We start from the raw sequence: 15,226 nt of genomic DNA, 5'->3' as shown, positions 1-15,226 counted from the left end.
AAACGGAGAAGAACCATGCGTCTCGCCCTTGCCCTCGCCCTGGTCGCCGCGCCGATGCCGGCACTTGCCCGGGAGCCGGGCCCGCAGGATGCCCGCGATACGGTCCAGGCCTATTACGCTGCGATCGAACGCGGCGATTTCCGCACCGCTTATGGTCTGTGGGATCGCGGCGGCCAGGCCAGCGGCAAGAGCTTCGCCGCGTTCCGCCAGGGCTTCGCCGCGACGGCGCACAGCCGGGTCGAGACGCGCAATCCGATCAACGCCGATGCGGGCATGAGCCAGCGCCGGATCACCGTGCCGGTCGATGTCTATGCCACGCTCAAGAACGGCAAGCGCCAGCATTTCCGCGGCAGCTACACGCTCCACCGCGTCGTTGCCGGGGTGAGCGCCAATCCGGCCGATGTGAACTGGCACCTCTCCAGGGCGAAGCTGGTCGCGGTCCGCTAGGGCGGCTTGCAATGTAGGATTTCGCCTGCTCGTCTCGGGCGGCCGGTCCCTGGCCGGCCGCTCTCTGAGGCTGCAGGAACATAGGATCACGCGCGCGCAACAATATTGCGGGATGCGCGCCTAACCCGGGGAATCAGGGAAGATTGCGGGCCGTAAAACCGGCTCTTGGCCTGTACTTTGTGTACTTTGGCGAGTCGCGACCTCCGCCGTGTTGGAGCGCCTAGAACCAGCCCGCGGCTTCCAGCCCCGGTGCCTGCGCGCGCGCCACCGGCGCCTCGATCCCGCCGGTCAGCAGCAGCCGGACATTGCGTCCGTCGCGCCGGGTGCCGGTCACTGCTTCGCGCGCCACCCACCAGCTGCGATGGACCAGCGCGCCCGGCATGCCGTCCAGCTCGGCCACGGCATCCCGCATCCGCATCAGCAACAGGGTCGAGCCGTGCCGCGTGTGGACGCGGACATAATGGTCCTCCATCTCGAGCGCGATCGGTGCCGCGCGCAGGTGCGGGGGCAGGCGCTCGGCCAGCCGGGGCAGGCCGGGCTCGCTGGTCGGCGCTTCCGGTTCGGGCGCCGGCGCGATCCTGGCAAGGCGCCGCTGGCGGGTGAACCAGAACAGCGTGCAGACCAGCCCGGCCAGCAATGCCACGTTGAAATAATGCGCGATCCATTGCTCGAGGGGCAGCCAACGCCCCGGATGCCAGATCAGATTGGCGGCCCAGACCACCACGCTCATCGGCACGCTCGCAAGTACGCAGGCTGCCGCCCATAGCGACCATTCGGGCAGGTCGAGCCGAGGCGCAAAGATGCTCGCCGCCCGCATCGCCGGGAAATAGAGGAAGTAGCCGGCATAGCTCATCGCCAGCCAGTAGAGCAGCCTGAGGCCGAACGGCGCCGCGAAGCTCCCGAACGGGCCGATCAGCGCCAGCACCACGCCCACGCCCAGGATGATCGTGCAGTCGATCAGGATTCGCCGTGCGCTGCCCAAACCCGTTCGTCCCCCGTCCCGTTCGCGCTTCGCCAAATGGCAGCGCCCAGAGCATCGCTGCCCGCCCACGCAGCAATCGGCCCGGCGGCGCAGACGCGATTGTCCGGCCGTCGCCGCCGGCCATGCTGGTCCCGCCAATAGCGTCGGGAGGCAAGCAATGGCCAGTCATGCAGGAGTTCGGGAAGGTGCGATGGGCGGGACGAAGGATCTGTCGGGTTTCGCCAAGGGGGCGATGCTCGCAGTCGCCACGGTGCTGGCGGGCGCGACGATCGTCGCGGTGGCGCGGGTGCTGATCGGGGTGACGCCGTCGACCTATGAAGCGAAGCAGGTCGCGGTGCTGATCCATCTGTCGAGCGTGCTGCCGGCGATCCCGCTAGGCCTATGGGTGCTGCTGGCGCGCAAGGGCGACGCGACGCACAAGCTGCTCGGGCGGATCTGGGGTGTGCTGATGCTGGTCGCGGCGGGCTCGGCGATCTTCATCCGCAACATGAACCATGGCCAGTTCGGCTGGATCCATCTGTTCGTGCCACTGGTATTCGTCACTCTTTACCGCGCGGTCCGCGCCGCACGGGCCGGCGACATCGCCGCGCACAAGCGGCACATGTGGGGCATGTATGCGGGCGCGCTGCTGCTGCCCGGCCTGTTCGCCTTCCTGCCCGGCCGGCTGCTGTGGAACTGGCTGATGCTCTAGCCGAGCCCGGCCTTCCGCCTGGCTGCCGGCCTCGCCAGGTCGCGTGCCGCGTCCCGCCCGATCCAGCGTGCGGCGGGAAGCGGCGCGGCGGAGAGCCGCTCGGCGAGTTCGCCGGCCGAGCGGTGCAGGGCGGGGTTGCGCATGCCGATCGCCCGCAGCGCCCAGCTCACTCCCTTCTTGACGAAGTTGCGGTCGTCGCCGGCCTGGGCCTCGATCAGGGGCAGCGCCTCGAGGAACGGGGCGTCCGGCAGCTTCTTCGCGTGCAACGCCAGCCCGGCGAGCAGCGCGAAGGCGCCGCGGCGGACGAATTCGCGCTCGTCGCCAGCCCAGCGGTACACGGCGTCCCAGGCCAGCGGGCTGTTGTCGAACAGGTCGAAACAGGCGGTGTCGCAGGTCGCCCAATTGTCGAAACCCGCTGCCCAGCGGTCCATGCCTTCGGCAGTGAGGGTCTTGGGCTCGCCGACGAAGCAGGCGAGCAGCCGCGCTTCGTAAATGCCGGCATCCCAGAGCTGCTCGGCGAGTGCCTGGTTCCGGCCGAGCGTCCTGGCGAGGCCGCGGAGGGTGCCGACCCTGATGCCGATCACGCGGTCCGCCGTGGCGATGCCGAAGCGCGGCATGCCTTCGGCCACCCCCGGTTCGGCGGCCCGTTCGAGCAAGTGGAGCGCCTCGGCCAGCATGGCCGCAGGCTAGGCTCAGGCGGCGCTCTGGTCGATCCCCAGCTCGCCGAGCTTGCGGTAGAGCGTCGAGCGCCCGATCCCGAGCCGGCGGGCCACCTCGGTCATCCGTCCGCGATAATGGCCGATCGCCAGGCGGATCACATCGGCCTCGATCTCGTCCAATGCACGCAGGTTGCCGTCGGGGCGGAACAGGGTGACACCGGCATTGTTCGCGCCGGGCGCCTGATGGCCATTGCCCATGGGGCGGCCGGCGGCGAGCTGGGCGATCTGCGGGAAATCGGCGCGGGTCAGCCCGTCATTGTCGCAAAGCACCGAGGCGCGGAACAGGGCGTTCTGGAGCTGGCGGACATTGCCCGGCCAGTCATAGCTGCCCAGCAGCTGGAGCGCGTCGTCGGTGATGCCGAGCTCGCGCAGGCCCGGCTGGTCGGCGATGCGGGCGAGCAGGTGGCGGGCAAGCGCGGGGATGTCGCCGGTGCGTTCGCGCAGCGGCGGGATCGTCACCTGGACGACATTGAGCCGGTAATACAGGTCCTCGCGGAAGCGTCCGGCCTCGACTTCGGCCTGCAGCGTCTTGTTGGTCGCGGCGATCACCCGGACATCGACTTCGCGGGCATGGCGCGCGCCGATCGGCTGGATCTCGCCCGACTGGAGCACGCGCAGCAGCTTGACCTGCGCGTCGAGCGGCATCTCGCCGATCTCGTCGAGGAAGATGGTGCCGCCATCGGCGTCGGCGAATCGGCCGATCTTGCGCTCGAAGGCGCCGGTAAAGGCGCCCTTCTCGTGCCCGAACAGCTCGCTCTCGACCAGGTTGGCGGGGATCGCCCCGCAGTTGATCGAGATCATTTCCTTCTTGTTGCGCGGCGAGGCGGCGTGGATCGCCTCGGCAACCACTTCCTTGCCGACGCCGCTCTCGCCCTCGATCAGCACGGGCACGCGGGCACGGGCAGCTTTGGCCGCGATGGCCAGGGCCGCGCGGAACTGCGGCGCGCTGCCGACGATCTCGTCGAAGGCGAGCGGGGCGGAGAGCTTTTCGGTGAGCGGGCGCAGTTCGCCCGCGGTCTTGCCGCCGACGGCCGCTTCCAGCGCGGCGAGCAGGCGCTCGGCGGCGAGCGGCTTGACCAGGAAGTCGGTCGCGCCGGCACGCATCGCGTTGACGGCGTTGGCGACCGAACCATTGGCGGTGAGCATCAGGATCGGCAGCTGGGGCCGGCGCTCGCGCAGCTCGGCGATCAGCGCCGCCGCATCGGCGTCGGGCGATGCATGGTCGAGGATGATCGCGTCGAGCGCCATCCCGTCGGGCGTGCCCAGCGTGGCGATGCCGGTCTCGGCCTCGCTCGCGAAGATCGTCTTCCAGCCGCGGCGCGCGGCAATTGCTGCGACGAGGCGGCGCTGGGCCGGCTCATCGTCGATCAGCATCAGGAGGCGCTGGCCGTTGCGCGTCATCGCTCTTCCATGTCCCTACTGTCCCGTTTCAGGCCGACCGTGATAAAGCAGATGGGTAAAGGCGGGCTTAAGCTTGCTGAAGCTGCGGCGGGGTTGAGGGAGGCGGCGCTGGGGGCTACAGTCGCTGCATAAAGTTTCAGGGGAGAGACGAATGGCTGACACCGGTGACAATGCCGCGCAGCTCAAGGCGCACGAGCAGACGTGGAATGGTTTCAAGGCGATGATGACCTGGGGCACCGTCGGTGTTGCCCTGATCGCTGCACTCGTCGTCTTCCTGATCTCCGCCAAGTGAAGATCGCGGTTCTGAAGGAAGCCGCCGCCGGCGAGCGGCGTGTTTCCGCGACTCCGGAAACGGTGAAGAAGTTCGTCGGGCTCGGTGCCGAAGTGTCGGTCGAGGCCGGTGCGGGCGCGGATGCATCGATCGCCGACCAGGCCTATGCCGATGCCGGCGCCACCGTTGGCGCGCGGGCGGCGACGCTCAAGGATGCCGATATCGTGCTCGGCGTGCAGGGGCCGGATCCGGCCGGCCTTGCCGGCGCGAAGCCCGGTGCCTGGATCGTCGCGGGGTTGAACCCGTTCGGCGAACGCGCCCGGGTCGATGCCTATGCCTCGGCCGGGTTCGAGGCGCTGGCGATGGAGTTCATGCCGCGCATCACGCGCGCGCAGTCGATGGACATCCTGTCCTCGCAGTCGAACCTGTCGGGCTACAAGGCAGTGCTCGACGCCGCGGCCGAATATGGCCGCGCCTTCCCGATGATGATGACCGCGGCGGGCACCGTTTCGGCCGCCAAGGTCTTCGTCATGGGCGTGGGCGTCGCCGGCCTGCAGGCGATCGCCACCGCGCGTCGCCTCGGTGCGCAGGTCTCAGCGACCGACGTCCGCGCGGCGACCAAGGAGCAGATCCTGTCGCTCGGCGCCAAGCCGATCTTCGTCGAGGCGGTGAAGGGCATCGAGGGCGAAGGCACCGGCGGCTATGCCACCGAGATGAGCGACGAGTACAAGGCCGCCCAGGCCGAGCTCGTCTCCTCGCATATCGCCAAGCAGGACATCGTCATCACCACCGCGCTGATCCCGGGGCGCCCCGCGCCGCGGCTGATCAGCGATGCCCAGATCGCCACGATGAAGCCGGGCAGCGTGATCGTCGACCTCGCGGTCGAGGCCGGCGGCAATGTCGAAGGCGCGGTCGCCGGCGAGATCGTGACGATCCACGGCGTGAAGATCGTCGGGCACAGGAACGTGCCGTCGCGTCTCGCCGCCGACAGCTCGGCGCTGTTCGCGCGCAACCTGTTCAACTTCCTATCCGCCTTCTGGAACAAGGAGCAGGGCAAGCCGGTCCTCGACGAGGAAATCGGCAACGCCATCCGCCTCACCCAGGGCGGCAAGGTAGTGAACGAACGGCTGCTCGCCGCAGGTTGATAACTCCGTCCCGCATGGCGCCGAAGGTTAGTCTCGGCGTGGGGACGGCGAACAAGGCTTCCGCGATCAGTCGCTGCGCGTGGAAGCTTCGTGAAGTTTGGAAGGCTCAAGACATGGACTTCATCTCGATCCTGTCGATCTTCGTACTGGCCTGCTTCGTCGGCTATTACGTGGTCTGGTCGGTCACGCCGGCACTGCACACGCCGCTGATGGCGGTGACCAACGCGATTTCCTCGGTGATCATCGTCGGCGCGCTGATCGCGTCGGCTGCAACCGGTTCGGAGGTTGCCAAGTGGCTCGGCCTTGTCGCCGTGGCGCTGGCATCCGTGAACATCTTCGGCGGCTTTGCCGTCACCGAGCGCATGCTCGCTATGTACAAGAAGAAGGGCTGAGCCGATGCACGAGGGGGCAGCAATCAATCCCTGGGTCGCCTTTGCCTATCTGGTGGCGGGCATCTGTTTCATCCTCGCGCTGCGCGGGCTCTCCAGCCCGGCGAGCAGCCGGCGGGGCAACCGGCTCGGCATGCTCGGCATGGGCATCGCCGTGATCACCACGCTGATCACGCACGAGATCGCCAGCCCGATCGAACTGGGCGCGGCGATCGCGATCGGCGGCATTATCGGCTTCGTGACGGCACGCCGGATCGCGATGACCGCGATGCCGCAGCTCGTCGCCGCCTTCCACTCGCTGGTCGGCATGGCGGCGGTGCTGGTCGCGGCGGCGGCCTTCCTCAATCCTGCCGCCTTCGGTATCCTGGGGGCGGACGGCGAAATCCTAAGCGTCAGCCGGGTCGAGATGGGCCTGGGCGTGGCGATCGGCGCGATCACCTTCTCGGGTTCGGTGATCGCCTTCCTCAAGCTCAACGGCAACATGTCGGGCAAGCCGATCCTGCTGCCGGGGCGCCATGTCATCAACCTGGCCGTGCTGGCCGGCATTCTCGGTCTGGTCGGCTATTTCGTCACCGACCAGAGCCCCTGGGTCTTCTGGACCGTTACTGCGCTCAGCTTCGTGATCGGCTTCCTGCTGATCGTGCCGATCGGCGGTGCGGACATGCCGGTCGTGGTGTCGATGCTCAACAGCTATTCGGGCTGGGCAGCGGCGGCGATGGGCTTCACCCTGCACAACACGGCGATGATCATCACCGGAGCGCTGGTCGGCTCCTCGGGTGCGATCCTGAGCTACATCATGTGCCGCGCGATGAACCGCAGCTTCATCAGCGTGATCGCCGGCGGCTTCGGCGCGACGGCGGACGCGGGCGGTGGTGCGGCGGCGATCGACCGGCCGTGGAAGCGCGGCTCCGCGGAGGACGCGGCCTTCCTGATGAGCCAGGCCGAGCAGGTCATCATCGTGCCCGGTTACGGCATGGCGGTCGCTCAGGCACAGCATGCGCTGCGTGAGATGGGCGACAAGCTCAAGGAGCACGGTGTCCGCGTGAAATACGCGATCCATCCGGTTGCGGGACGCATGCCGGGCCATATGAACGTGCTGCTCGCCGAAGCGAACGTGCCCTATGACGAAGTGTTCGAGCTGGAGGACATCAACAGCGAGTTCGCTCAGACCGACGTCGCCTTCGTCATCGGCGCCAACGACGTGACCAACCCGGCCGCCAAGACCGACAAGTCGTCGCCAATCTACGGCATGCCGGTGCTCGATGTCGAAAAAGCCAAGACGGTGCTTTTCGTCAAGCGCTCGATGGGCGGCGTCGGCTATGCCGGTGTGGACAACGAGCTGTTCTACCGCGACAACACGATGATGCTGCTGGCCGACGCGAAGAAGATGGTCGAGGAGATCGTTAAGAGCCTCGACTGACGCGGATGCCGGGAACGAATGGGGGACTTGGCATGGCGAGCGTTGGTTCGATTCTGGGTGGGGCGTTCGGGCTGCTGCGCGAACGCCCCGGCTCGGTGGCGATCTGGGCAGTGACTTATTGTGTCGGCGCGCTCGCGATCTCGCTGGTGATGGGCTTCGTGGTTGCCGGCACGGTCATGCCCATATCCGCGGATCCAAGCACGGCGATGTCGGTATGGGCAGGGCCGATGTTCAGCCTCATGCTGCTCATGAACCTGTTGCTGCTATTCCTCGTCGTGGTGCTGATGAACGCGGTGTTCCGCGTGATGCTGCGCCCGCAGGAGGGCGGCTTCGCCTTCATGCGGATCGGGATGGACGAGTTCCGCATGTTTGGGCTGGTCATCATGGTCTGCGTCGCCGCCTTTGCCGCGATCCTGGTGGGTGAGCTGCTGCTGCTGCTGGTCATCACGGTGCTCGGCTTCGCGCTGGGCACGGGCATGATCACGGGGGCGATCTCGTTCCTGCTGTTCCTCGCCTTTGTCTGCGCGGTGGTCTGGGCGGAGGTGCGCATCTCGCTGATCTTCCCGCTTACCTTCCATCGCCGGCGGATCAGCGTCGATGCTGCCTGGGAGCTGACCCGTGGCCGCTTCTGGATGCTGTTCGCCTGTTATTTCCTGATCACGCTGATCTTCGCTGTTGCGATCGGCATCGTGGTGTCCTTCGTGATGGGGGATTATTTCGCCGCGCTGATCGCCGCCAATGGCGATCAGGAGCAGATGCGGGCTGCCGCAGAAGCATTTGCTGCCCGGCAATTCGCCATGCCGCTGGTCACCCAGATCCTGTTCGGCGTGGTGGGCGCGGTGTTCTTCGCCGCGGGGCTGGCGCTGGGCCCGGGGCTGCTTGCCAGCGCGACCCGGGAACTTCTCGGCGATGAGAGCGAAGCGTCGGTATTTGCAGCCGAATCCGACGGATCAGTCGTGGACTGATCCGGAACGGACAGGCAATGATTCGGTCGCCTGTCCGGGTCGCGCCACAAGCTCCGAAACGGAGCGGATAGAGCAATCCGTTTCGGAGGTTGGGCCTCTCCGGGACATTCTACCCGAGCAGGCGATGGCGAACCCCTCCGCGGCCCCTTTCCCGACCCGCGACACGCTGGCGCAGGCGTTCAACGCGCTGCTCGTTACGGGCGCGGGCAGTGCCGAGTTGGTGGAGGCAGCGACCACGGCGGGAATCCGGATCCGCGACATGGTTGATCCAGACGGTGCCCTGCCGCTGCTCGACGCGGCGCGGCTCGACCTTGTCCTGCTCGATGCACGCGCGGTTGCGGAAGCCCCGTTGTTGTCGCTGCTCGATACCCTGGCGGCACGCGATGGCCACGCCGGACCGGCGCTTGTCGCGATCTTCTCGGCGGATCGGATCGACCTCGCCGGCCCCTTGCTCGGTGTCCCGCGCACCCAGCTTCTCTGCGACCCGAGCGCATCCGAACTGCTCGCCGCGCTGGTGCTGGCGCGTGCACGGGGCGAAGCGACGCCGCACGCTTCGTGGACTGATGTCACCCGCGATACGGAGACCGCGCGCCTGCGCCGGCTCAACGAGGAAGTCGCGCGGATCGCCGATGCGCTGGCACGGCTGACGCGAGGCGAACTGGCCGAAGAGGACGAGATCGAACGACGGACGGGCGTCCGTGCGCCTGACCTGGGCTATCGCGGGCCGGACGAGCCGGGCCCCGATATCGCCTCGGCGGAGATTCGGGCCGTGATCCGGTCACGCCGCCTGCGCGGGCAATATTTCGAAGCGGAGCTGTTCGCCGATCCTGCCTGGGACATGCTGCTCGACCTGTTTGCGGCCAGTCTCGAGCGCCGGCGCGTATCCGTTTCCAGCCTGTGCATCGCGGCTGCAGTGCCGCCGACCACGGCGTTGCGCTGGATCGGTACCATGCACGAGGCCGGCTTGTTTGGCCGCGAGGCGGATCCGGGCGATCGCCGCCGTGCCTATATCGTGCTGAGCGAAAAGGCGCTTGCGGGCATGCGCGCCTATGTCGGCGCGGTGCGTCGCGCGGGGCTCGGCCTGGTCTAGCCCGGCACTGGGGGCTTGCCCCGAGGCCCGGGCTTTGGCATCGGGGCGCCACCGGCATCATGCCCGGGCGCTTAGCTCAGTTGGTAGAGCATCTCGTTTACACGACTGCGCTCTACCGGGCTCTCAGCCGCAGAAATCCTAGGCTTTCCGCTTCTTCGCGGCCTTCGCTTCGGGAATAATCCGGGACTCGGATGCATCCAGCGCGTTCCGCACGTCCTCGTCCAGCACGTGCGCGTAGCGGAGCGTCGTCTTGATGTGGCGATGCTTCAGCGCCTCCTTCGCTGCCGCTAGAGATCCGGTGGCACGGACGATGCGCGTCCCGCGCGTGTGGCGGAGATCGTGGAAGCGGAGATCTTCGACCTTGGCCTCTTTCTTCGCATCTGCCCACGCACCGCGAAATGCCGTCTTCGTCATCGGATAGCGCTCGCCCTTGCGGCGGCCAGGCTGCGCGCGGCCGAGCTTGTCCTTGCCCACGGCGGCCTTGTTCTGCTGGCAGACGAAGGTGAAGACGAACGGGCAGACCTTCGGCTGGTTGGCGATGATGGCGATCAGGGTCGGGGTAAGCGGACGGCGGACGATGTCGCCACCTTTGATGCGCGTGACGGCTTGGCGGGCATCGAGATCGAGATCCTTCCAGCGGAGGCCGAAAACCTCGGACTGCCGCCAACCAGATTTAAGCGCGAAGTCGCATACGTCGACCATGTCGGCTCGCAGGTGCTCGAAGAGCTTCGGTTCTTCGGCGATTGTCAGCTCGCGCGGCGGCTTTTCGCCGACCCGCAGCATCAGCTTCGACCAGGCGGGCATGTCGCCAAACTCGTACACCTTCGCGGCTTCGACACGGCGCCACACGGCGCGACAGTTCTCGATTTCCTTGTTCACGCTGCTGTTGGCCCGGCCATTCCGGCGGCCGGCGAAGTAGCGTTGAAGATCGAGCTGGGTGATGTCAGCAAGCAGCTTGCTCGGGCCTAGCCCTTCCACCAAGGCTTCGAGCATGTATCGGATGTTTGGCCAGCTATCGAGCTTCTCGGCGTGATCCTGGTAAAGCCCGCAGGCTTCATCAACGGTGATCGGCTCTTTCTCGCGCGCGCCGAGGATGGCGTCGCTGCGGACGCGAGACTCGTAGGCTAGGGCTTCGCGCTTGCTCTTGAGCCCTGTCGAGCCGTGAAAGCGAGTACCTTTCCAGATGAAGTCGTATTGGAAGTACGGCGAGTTTTTCGGCTTGTAGACTGACATGCTGGCGTGTCCTGGCGCGCGCGGGCGATGAACGACTCAAGATCGTCTAGGGTGTAGCGAACCGCGCGACCGATCAAGATGTAGGGCAGGCGCCCCGCTTTACGCTCTTTTCGGAGCGTTTTGGTGCAGAGGCTGAGGCGCTCAGCTGCCTGTTCTTCGGTGAGTAGGAGCGCGTTCATGCGAGCGGATCGAAGCCAAGCGCCAAGCGGCGGATATGGAATTCGGTCCACTCCATACGGCCGGCAGCACGGTCTTCGTCCCGGTAGCGCTTCACCAGCGCGTTGTGGGCATTGCTCGCCTTGCGGCCGGCTTCCCGCGCCTCCTGGTTGCCCTGGGTTCCATTGCGCGTAACGCGAGCCACGATCGCTAGCGGAGTGAGCACGCGTCCGCGCTTCGTTCCACGATTGGTGAAGTCGTTGTTGTGCTGCGGGCAACAGAAGAGTTGGTTGGCGACCTTCGGCTCAAAGAGCCGCATGCACTCGGGGCACGGGCGCGGCGGCCATCCGCCTATCTGCTGGCCGGGCATGCGGTTGTGCCGCTTCTCCGGGCAGCCTCGTAACGAGGGTGCTCTAGCCATCAGAACAGCGCCTCCTGGCGCAGCTTCGGCGCGGGCGGCATGGCTGGCGCAGGGGCCGGCGTCGGCTTGGCGGGGCGGCTGGCGTGGACCTGGCGCCAGTGTTGATTGACCCGGTGGCACAGCACGATCATCGGCGTGCCGAGGTCGGTGACCGGCTGGTGATACCACGCAAGCGCTTCGACCCGCGTCACCAGGTCGGCGGTTGCCTGATCGCCCGGACGGCCGGCGGCGATCTTCGCCCATGACGCGGCCGCACCCTTGAGGTCTGCCCAAATCGCGGCGTGCCCGACGCTCAGCTCCGGGAAGTCCTGCTTGTCGACGACGGCCTGCCAGATCGCCGCGAGGTCGCGCATGGTCGCTTCGCGGTTCTGCGCCTCGAGCTGGGTCAACCGCTTGGCCTGCACCGCCGCCGGATCGCCCTTCAGGCGCACGGCAAGCAGGTGCTCGGCGGCCGCTGCAAGTCCCGGCCAGTCCCGCCGGATGCAGTCGCGGCGCCATGCTGCCTCGTCGTGCGGCGGGGCGTTCTCGGAGGCACTGACGATCACGCGTTCCACCCCTCGGCGTCCCAATCGCGCGCGACCTGGCGCCCGTCGATCGCCAGCGCCATCTTCACAGGCGATACCCAAATCGCCTTGCTGGAGAGCGTGAACGTCTCGCCGAGGCTGGCGAGCAGCAGGGCCTCGCCGATCTCTTCGGCCATCGCCTTTGCGGCGAGCGCCGGCACGGCGTTGCCGATCCATTCGCGCTTGGTGGCGTCCGAGCCGCCTTCAAGGTCGAAGTCGAACACCTCTTCCGGATCGAAGAGCGATTGGAGCGCGGCCAGCTCGAGCGTGGTGAAGGGACGATGCCAGGTGCCGTCGCGCGCGATGATGCGAGCGACAAGCCGATCCTTGGGCTCGGGCAGTGCGTCGATCGGCTCGGGCTCTGCCTCGCGAGGGTCGGCAACCGACCAGCGGCCGCGATCATATTTGGCGTGACCGGGGACCGTGCCCGTTGCCTCGTCCCACGCGACCACGCCGTAATGCGCCTGCGTAAGGTAGCTGCTGCGCTCCGGATTAGAGAGGCCGATAGGGCGCGGGTCTGCGACCGAGAGCGCGCCCGATCCGACGCGATCCGAACCGGTGACGGTCGGCGCCGGGGCGTCATGGGCAACCACCTTCATCTTGTTGTGGTGCGCGCCCTGGCCATGGGTCGGCCGAGGATCGGCGACCGCGAAGGCGCCCTGCCCCGTGGTGCTGCCGCCGATGACCGTGCCGGCGGGCTCGGCCATGTCGGTCACGCGATACTTGCCGGCGCCCCCGAAGCTGCCCGGCGAACGCGGATCAGCGACGGCAAGGCCGCCCGCTGGGCCGCCGGGGCCGGCCACAGCCGGCGAGGGCTCGCTGAACGGCACGATCCGGAAGACGTTGTTGAAGCGGGGCTTGCCCTCGATCCGGGGATCGCTGACGGCGTAGGGGCCGCCGCCGACCGAAACGTCGCCCTTGATGCAGGGTGCGGGCTGATCCCACGGCCGGACGCCGAGCTGCACGCTCTTGGGGTGTCCGTCGACGCGTGGGTCGGCCACGCTCAGGGCTGAGCCGGCCACATGCGCAGCGCCGGTCACCGTCTTGCTGGGCTCGTCGAACGGGGTGACGGACAGAATGTTGTGGTGCGTGTTGCCGCCATAGCCGGGGCGCGGGTCAGCAACGCTGAATGCGCCATTGTCGGGGCGCGATGCGCCGGCGACCGTGCCTGTGGTCTCGTCCCAAGCCCGGACGCCGAGACGGCCCGATCCTTCGAGCGTCGACTCGATCCGGGGATCGGCCACACTGTGGCGGCCGTGCAGCGGCGAGCGCTGGTTGCCGACGATCGTGCCGGCGGTCTCGTCCCAACCCATCACGCCGAGGACGCCGTTGCGCAGCTCCTGGTCGGGCATGATCCCGAAGTCGCGGAGTCGACCGTCGATCACTGCGAGATCGTTGAGAGCGCGCCAATCCTTGCCCGCCGGCACGAAGGCGAGACGCACCCACGTCTTCCACTGAAGCTCGGGGACGCGGTGCATGATGCCGGCGGCGGGGTCGCCGGGCAGCGGCAGCTTGCCGATGATCTCGCCCACGCCGCGCAGGCGCTTCTTCTCGGGCTGATAGATGAAGTTCGGCACCTTGGCCGGGTGGCGGAACAGGCGCAGAAAGCGCTTGCGGCTCTGGCCGAGGCCGCCGAGCTCGCCGCAATCGTGGATGCAGTCCTCGACGTCGGCGATCACATAGCCATAGGCCGTGTAGATCGCGTCGATCTCGGCGAGGAACTTGGCGCCGCGCTTGCTGGCGATCCGCGGCACATTCTCGAACGCGACGATCGCAACGGGATCGTCCTTATACGCCTCGAGCGTGAGGTGCATCCCGCGCTTGGTGAGGCGGTTGAGCGCCTCGTATTTTACGCTGTCGGCCGCCGCCGCCGACAACAGGCCGGAGAAGCCTTTGCAGGGATAGGTCGCAAACAGCAGGTCGAGCCTGCCGAACACACGCCGAATATCGGCAGGGGTGGCTTCCCTCCATCCCGCCGGCGGCGCCATGCCATGGAACTCGCGATATTGCTGCTCGTCGAACAGGTCCATGACGGTGCCCTTGACGCCTGTCATGCGCTCGAAATTGCGGATGGCACCGGGATCGACGTCGATACCGCCCGCGCATTCGAAGCGGCCGCGCAGCGGCCCGACGCGCGGGTTCGCCTTGTTGACGCCCTTGGCGCAAACACCGATCCCGCAGGCCATATGGCCGTGGCGGAATACGATCTCGTTGGACGTGAAGCCGGCGCGAGCGCTCAAAGCATGCTCTCCGCGATGGCGGCGGCCTGAGAAGCGGCGACCTGACACAGACGCCGAAATTCGCGCGTATCGTTCATTCTGCTGCCTCGATCTCGTCGTGCTCGCCCAGGATCTCGGCGGTGCGCGCGTAGGCGCGCTGGCTGTCCGTGTGGGGAGGGGTTGTTGAATGGGTCGGCATCGCGGACTTCACCGCGTCGCTGGCCTTGATCCAAAGTTCTGTCTGCTTGGCGGTGTCGCGGGCACGGCCGGCGGCGGCCAAGGCCTGCCTGATCCAGCTCGGGACCGCCCCCCAGCACCGGGCGCAGAACGTGTCATCGCGGCGGCGTGGTCGGCTGCAGCCCTTGCGGCGGCAGCACGGGCGCGGCTTGGAGCGGCGGCGCTGCATCGGTCTATGCCGCGATGCGCGGGCGCTGCCAGACGAACCCATCGCCGTCGCGCCGCCGATGGAAGCCGAAGTCGCTGAGCGTGCGGGCGAGGCCGAGACCGGTGCCGCCGTAGTTCAGCACGCGCATCGCATGCTCTATGCGGAAAGTGTCGGGCAACTCGTTGAGCAGGTGCAGGGGGATCACGCCATGCACGCCGAGCCTCGCCGCGCAGGCTGCGCAAGCGGGCTGCGGCTGCTGAAAGATCTGCCGGACCATCGCATCGGCCGGCTTGCCGCATGCGCACTTGCCATAGGGAGAGGCCGGGGATGGCGGCGCACTGGGCAGCGGAATGGAGGCGCCCGGGTTTGGCTGGCCTACATAGGCCTGCCCCTGGTGAAGCCGTCGCCGGGATGCGCCTGCATGCCAACGGTAGACCTTGAAGGGGACGTCGCCGTCATCGAGCAGCGTCGTCTCGCGGCGCTCGAAACCGGCGCGGGCCAACAGGCTTTCGATCTCGCGCTTGAGCTCGGGCGTGGCGAGGAAGCCAAGGCGACCGACGACCTGCGCGGTGCTGAGGGGCTCGCGATCAAGCTCTGCCAACACGTGCGCATTGAGCAGTGCGGTGATGGTGGTTTCCGGATGTGACGACATGCTTGCCTCCGATCAGTTCGGAGGCCTGCATAATGTTAGCATATGCTAACAGTCAATCACATTGTTGGCAAAAGCTG

At 67.4% G+C, this 15,226-nt stretch carries 18 protein-coding genes; 8 read left to right on the top strand and 10 right to left on the bottom strand.

From position 1 onward, the window contains the following. The first annotated feature begins 15 nt into the window (after positions 1-15). A complete protein-coding gene (locus tag AAHM44_RS00565; protein WP_342248652.1) occupies positions 16-447 on the top strand; it encodes a hypothetical protein in 432 nt (143 codons plus the stop codon). Positions 448-667: 220 nt separating this feature from the next. Here AAHM44_RS00565 and AAHM44_RS00560 read toward each other — a convergent pair whose 3' ends face one another. Then, positions 668-1,429 carry a LytTR family DNA-binding domain-containing protein gene (locus tag AAHM44_RS00560; protein WP_342248651.1) on the bottom strand — a complete coding sequence of 254 codons (762 nt, stop codon included), beginning with the start codon at positions 1,427-1,429 and terminating at the stop codon, positions 668-670. A 157-nt stretch (positions 1,430-1,586) separates the two neighbouring features. Between AAHM44_RS00560 and AAHM44_RS00555 the strand changes: the two genes are divergently transcribed. Next, entirely contained in the window at positions 1,587-2,120 is a 534-nt protein-coding gene (locus AAHM44_RS00555) for a DUF2306 domain-containing protein (protein WP_342248650.1), read from the top strand. On the opposite strand, the gene AAHM44_RS00550 is transcribed toward AAHM44_RS00555, so the two are convergent. Further along, positions 2,117-2,797, bottom strand: coding sequence for a DNA alkylation repair protein (locus tag AAHM44_RS00550; RefSeq protein WP_342248649.1), 681 nt, complete (start codon positions 2,795-2,797; stop codon positions 2,117-2,119). The two genes, AAHM44_RS00555 and AAHM44_RS00550, sit on opposite strands and share 4 nt — an antisense overlap. A 15-nt stretch (positions 2,798-2,812) precedes the next feature. Further along, positions 2,813-4,240, bottom strand: a complete 1,428-nt coding sequence (locus tag AAHM44_RS00545; protein WP_184163883.1) for a sigma-54-dependent transcriptional regulator — start codon at positions 4,238-4,240, stop codon at positions 2,813-2,815. A gap of 151 nt (positions 4,241-4,391) precedes the next feature. Between AAHM44_RS00545 and AAHM44_RS00540 the strand changes: the two genes are divergently transcribed. The 6 genes from AAHM44_RS00540 to AAHM44_RS00515 all read left to right on the top strand — a co-directional run bounded on the left by AAHM44_RS00540 (position 4,392) and on the right by AAHM44_RS00515 (position 9,520). Further along, positions 4,392-4,532: an aa3-type cytochrome c oxidase subunit IV gene (locus AAHM44_RS00540; protein ID WP_184163885.1), complete on the top strand. Its 141-nt coding sequence runs from the start codon at positions 4,392-4,394 to the stop codon at positions 4,530-4,532. Further along, positions 4,529-5,656 (top strand): NAD(P) transhydrogenase subunit alpha, encoded by a 1,128-nt coding sequence (locus AAHM44_RS00535; RefSeq protein WP_342248648.1) that lies wholly within the window; start codon positions 4,529-4,531, stop codon positions 5,654-5,656. The genes AAHM44_RS00540 and AAHM44_RS00535 overlap by 4 nt, the downstream gene beginning before the upstream one ends. 113 nt (positions 5,657-5,769) lie before the next feature. After that, entirely contained in the window at positions 5,770-6,048 is a 279-nt protein-coding gene (locus tag AAHM44_RS00530) for an NAD(P) transhydrogenase subunit alpha (RefSeq protein ID WP_184163892.1), read from the top strand. A gap of 4 nt (positions 6,049-6,052) precedes the next feature. After that, positions 6,053-7,465 (top strand): NAD(P)(+) transhydrogenase (Re/Si-specific) subunit beta, encoded by a 1,413-nt coding sequence (locus AAHM44_RS00525; RefSeq protein ID WP_342248647.1) that lies wholly within the window; start codon positions 6,053-6,055, stop codon positions 7,463-7,465. Between the two features lie 32 nt (positions 7,466-7,497). Further along, positions 7,498-8,430 carry a hypothetical protein gene (locus AAHM44_RS00520; RefSeq protein ID WP_342248646.1) on the top strand — a complete coding sequence of 311 codons (933 nt, stop codon included), beginning with the start codon at positions 7,498-7,500 and terminating at the stop codon, positions 8,428-8,430. A gap of 124 nt (positions 8,431-8,554) precedes the next feature. After that, the gene (locus AAHM44_RS00515) at positions 8,555-9,520 is read left to right on the top strand and encodes a hypothetical protein (protein ID WP_342248645.1); all 966 of its coding nucleotides are present in this window, start codon (positions 8,555-8,557) and stop codon (positions 9,518-9,520) included. Positions 9,521-9,658: 138 nt separating this feature from the next. Here AAHM44_RS00515 and AAHM44_RS00510 read toward each other — a convergent pair whose 3' ends face one another. From AAHM44_RS00510 to AAHM44_RS00485, 7 genes are all read right to left on the bottom strand, one after another. Then, positions 9,659-10,753, bottom strand: a complete 1,095-nt coding sequence (locus AAHM44_RS00510; RefSeq protein WP_342248644.1) for a tyrosine-type recombinase/integrase — start codon at positions 10,751-10,753, stop codon at positions 9,659-9,661. Then, positions 10,645-10,932, bottom strand: a complete 288-nt coding sequence (locus tag AAHM44_RS24810; RefSeq protein WP_446745933.1) for a helix-turn-helix domain-containing protein — start codon at positions 10,930-10,932, stop codon at positions 10,645-10,647. Before AAHM44_RS24810 ends, AAHM44_RS00510 begins: the two co-directional genes overlap by 109 nt. Continuing rightward, the gene (locus AAHM44_RS00505) at positions 10,929-11,228 is read right to left on the bottom strand and encodes a hypothetical protein (protein ID WP_342248643.1); all 300 of its coding nucleotides are present in this window, start codon (positions 11,226-11,228) and stop codon (positions 10,929-10,931) included. The genes AAHM44_RS24810 and AAHM44_RS00505 overlap by 4 nt, the downstream gene beginning before the upstream one ends. A gap of 101 nt (positions 11,229-11,329) precedes the next feature. Then, complete coding sequence (locus tag AAHM44_RS00500) at positions 11,330-11,875, bottom strand: hypothetical protein (protein WP_342248642.1); 546 nt, start codon at positions 11,873-11,875, stop codon at positions 11,330-11,332. Then, positions 11,872-14,133, bottom strand: coding sequence for a DNA cytosine methyltransferase (locus AAHM44_RS00495; protein ID WP_342248641.1), 2,262 nt, complete (start codon positions 14,131-14,133; stop codon positions 11,872-11,874). The genes AAHM44_RS00500 and AAHM44_RS00495 overlap by 4 nt, the downstream gene beginning before the upstream one ends. Before the next feature lie 73 nt (positions 14,134-14,206). Beyond that, positions 14,207-14,392: a hypothetical protein gene (locus tag AAHM44_RS00490; RefSeq protein ID WP_342248640.1), complete on the bottom strand. Its 186-nt coding sequence runs from the start codon at positions 14,390-14,392 to the stop codon at positions 14,207-14,209. A gap of 130 nt (positions 14,393-14,522) precedes the next feature. Then, on the bottom strand, positions 14,523-15,149 hold the full coding sequence (locus tag AAHM44_RS00485) for a hypothetical protein (RefSeq protein WP_342248639.1): 627 nt from the start codon (positions 15,147-15,149) through the stop codon (positions 14,523-14,525). Positions 15,150-15,226: the final 77 nt, after the last annotated feature.

Source organism: Sphingomonas sp. OTU376 (assembly GCF_038440415.1).
GTDB classification, from domain to species: domain Bacteria; phylum Pseudomonadota; class Alphaproteobacteria; order Sphingomonadales; family Sphingomonadaceae; genus Sphingomonas; species Sphingomonas kyeonggiensis_A.
The sequence above is the reverse complement of the archived record's forward strand: the minus strand, read 5'-3'. Positions and strand labels throughout refer to the sequence as shown.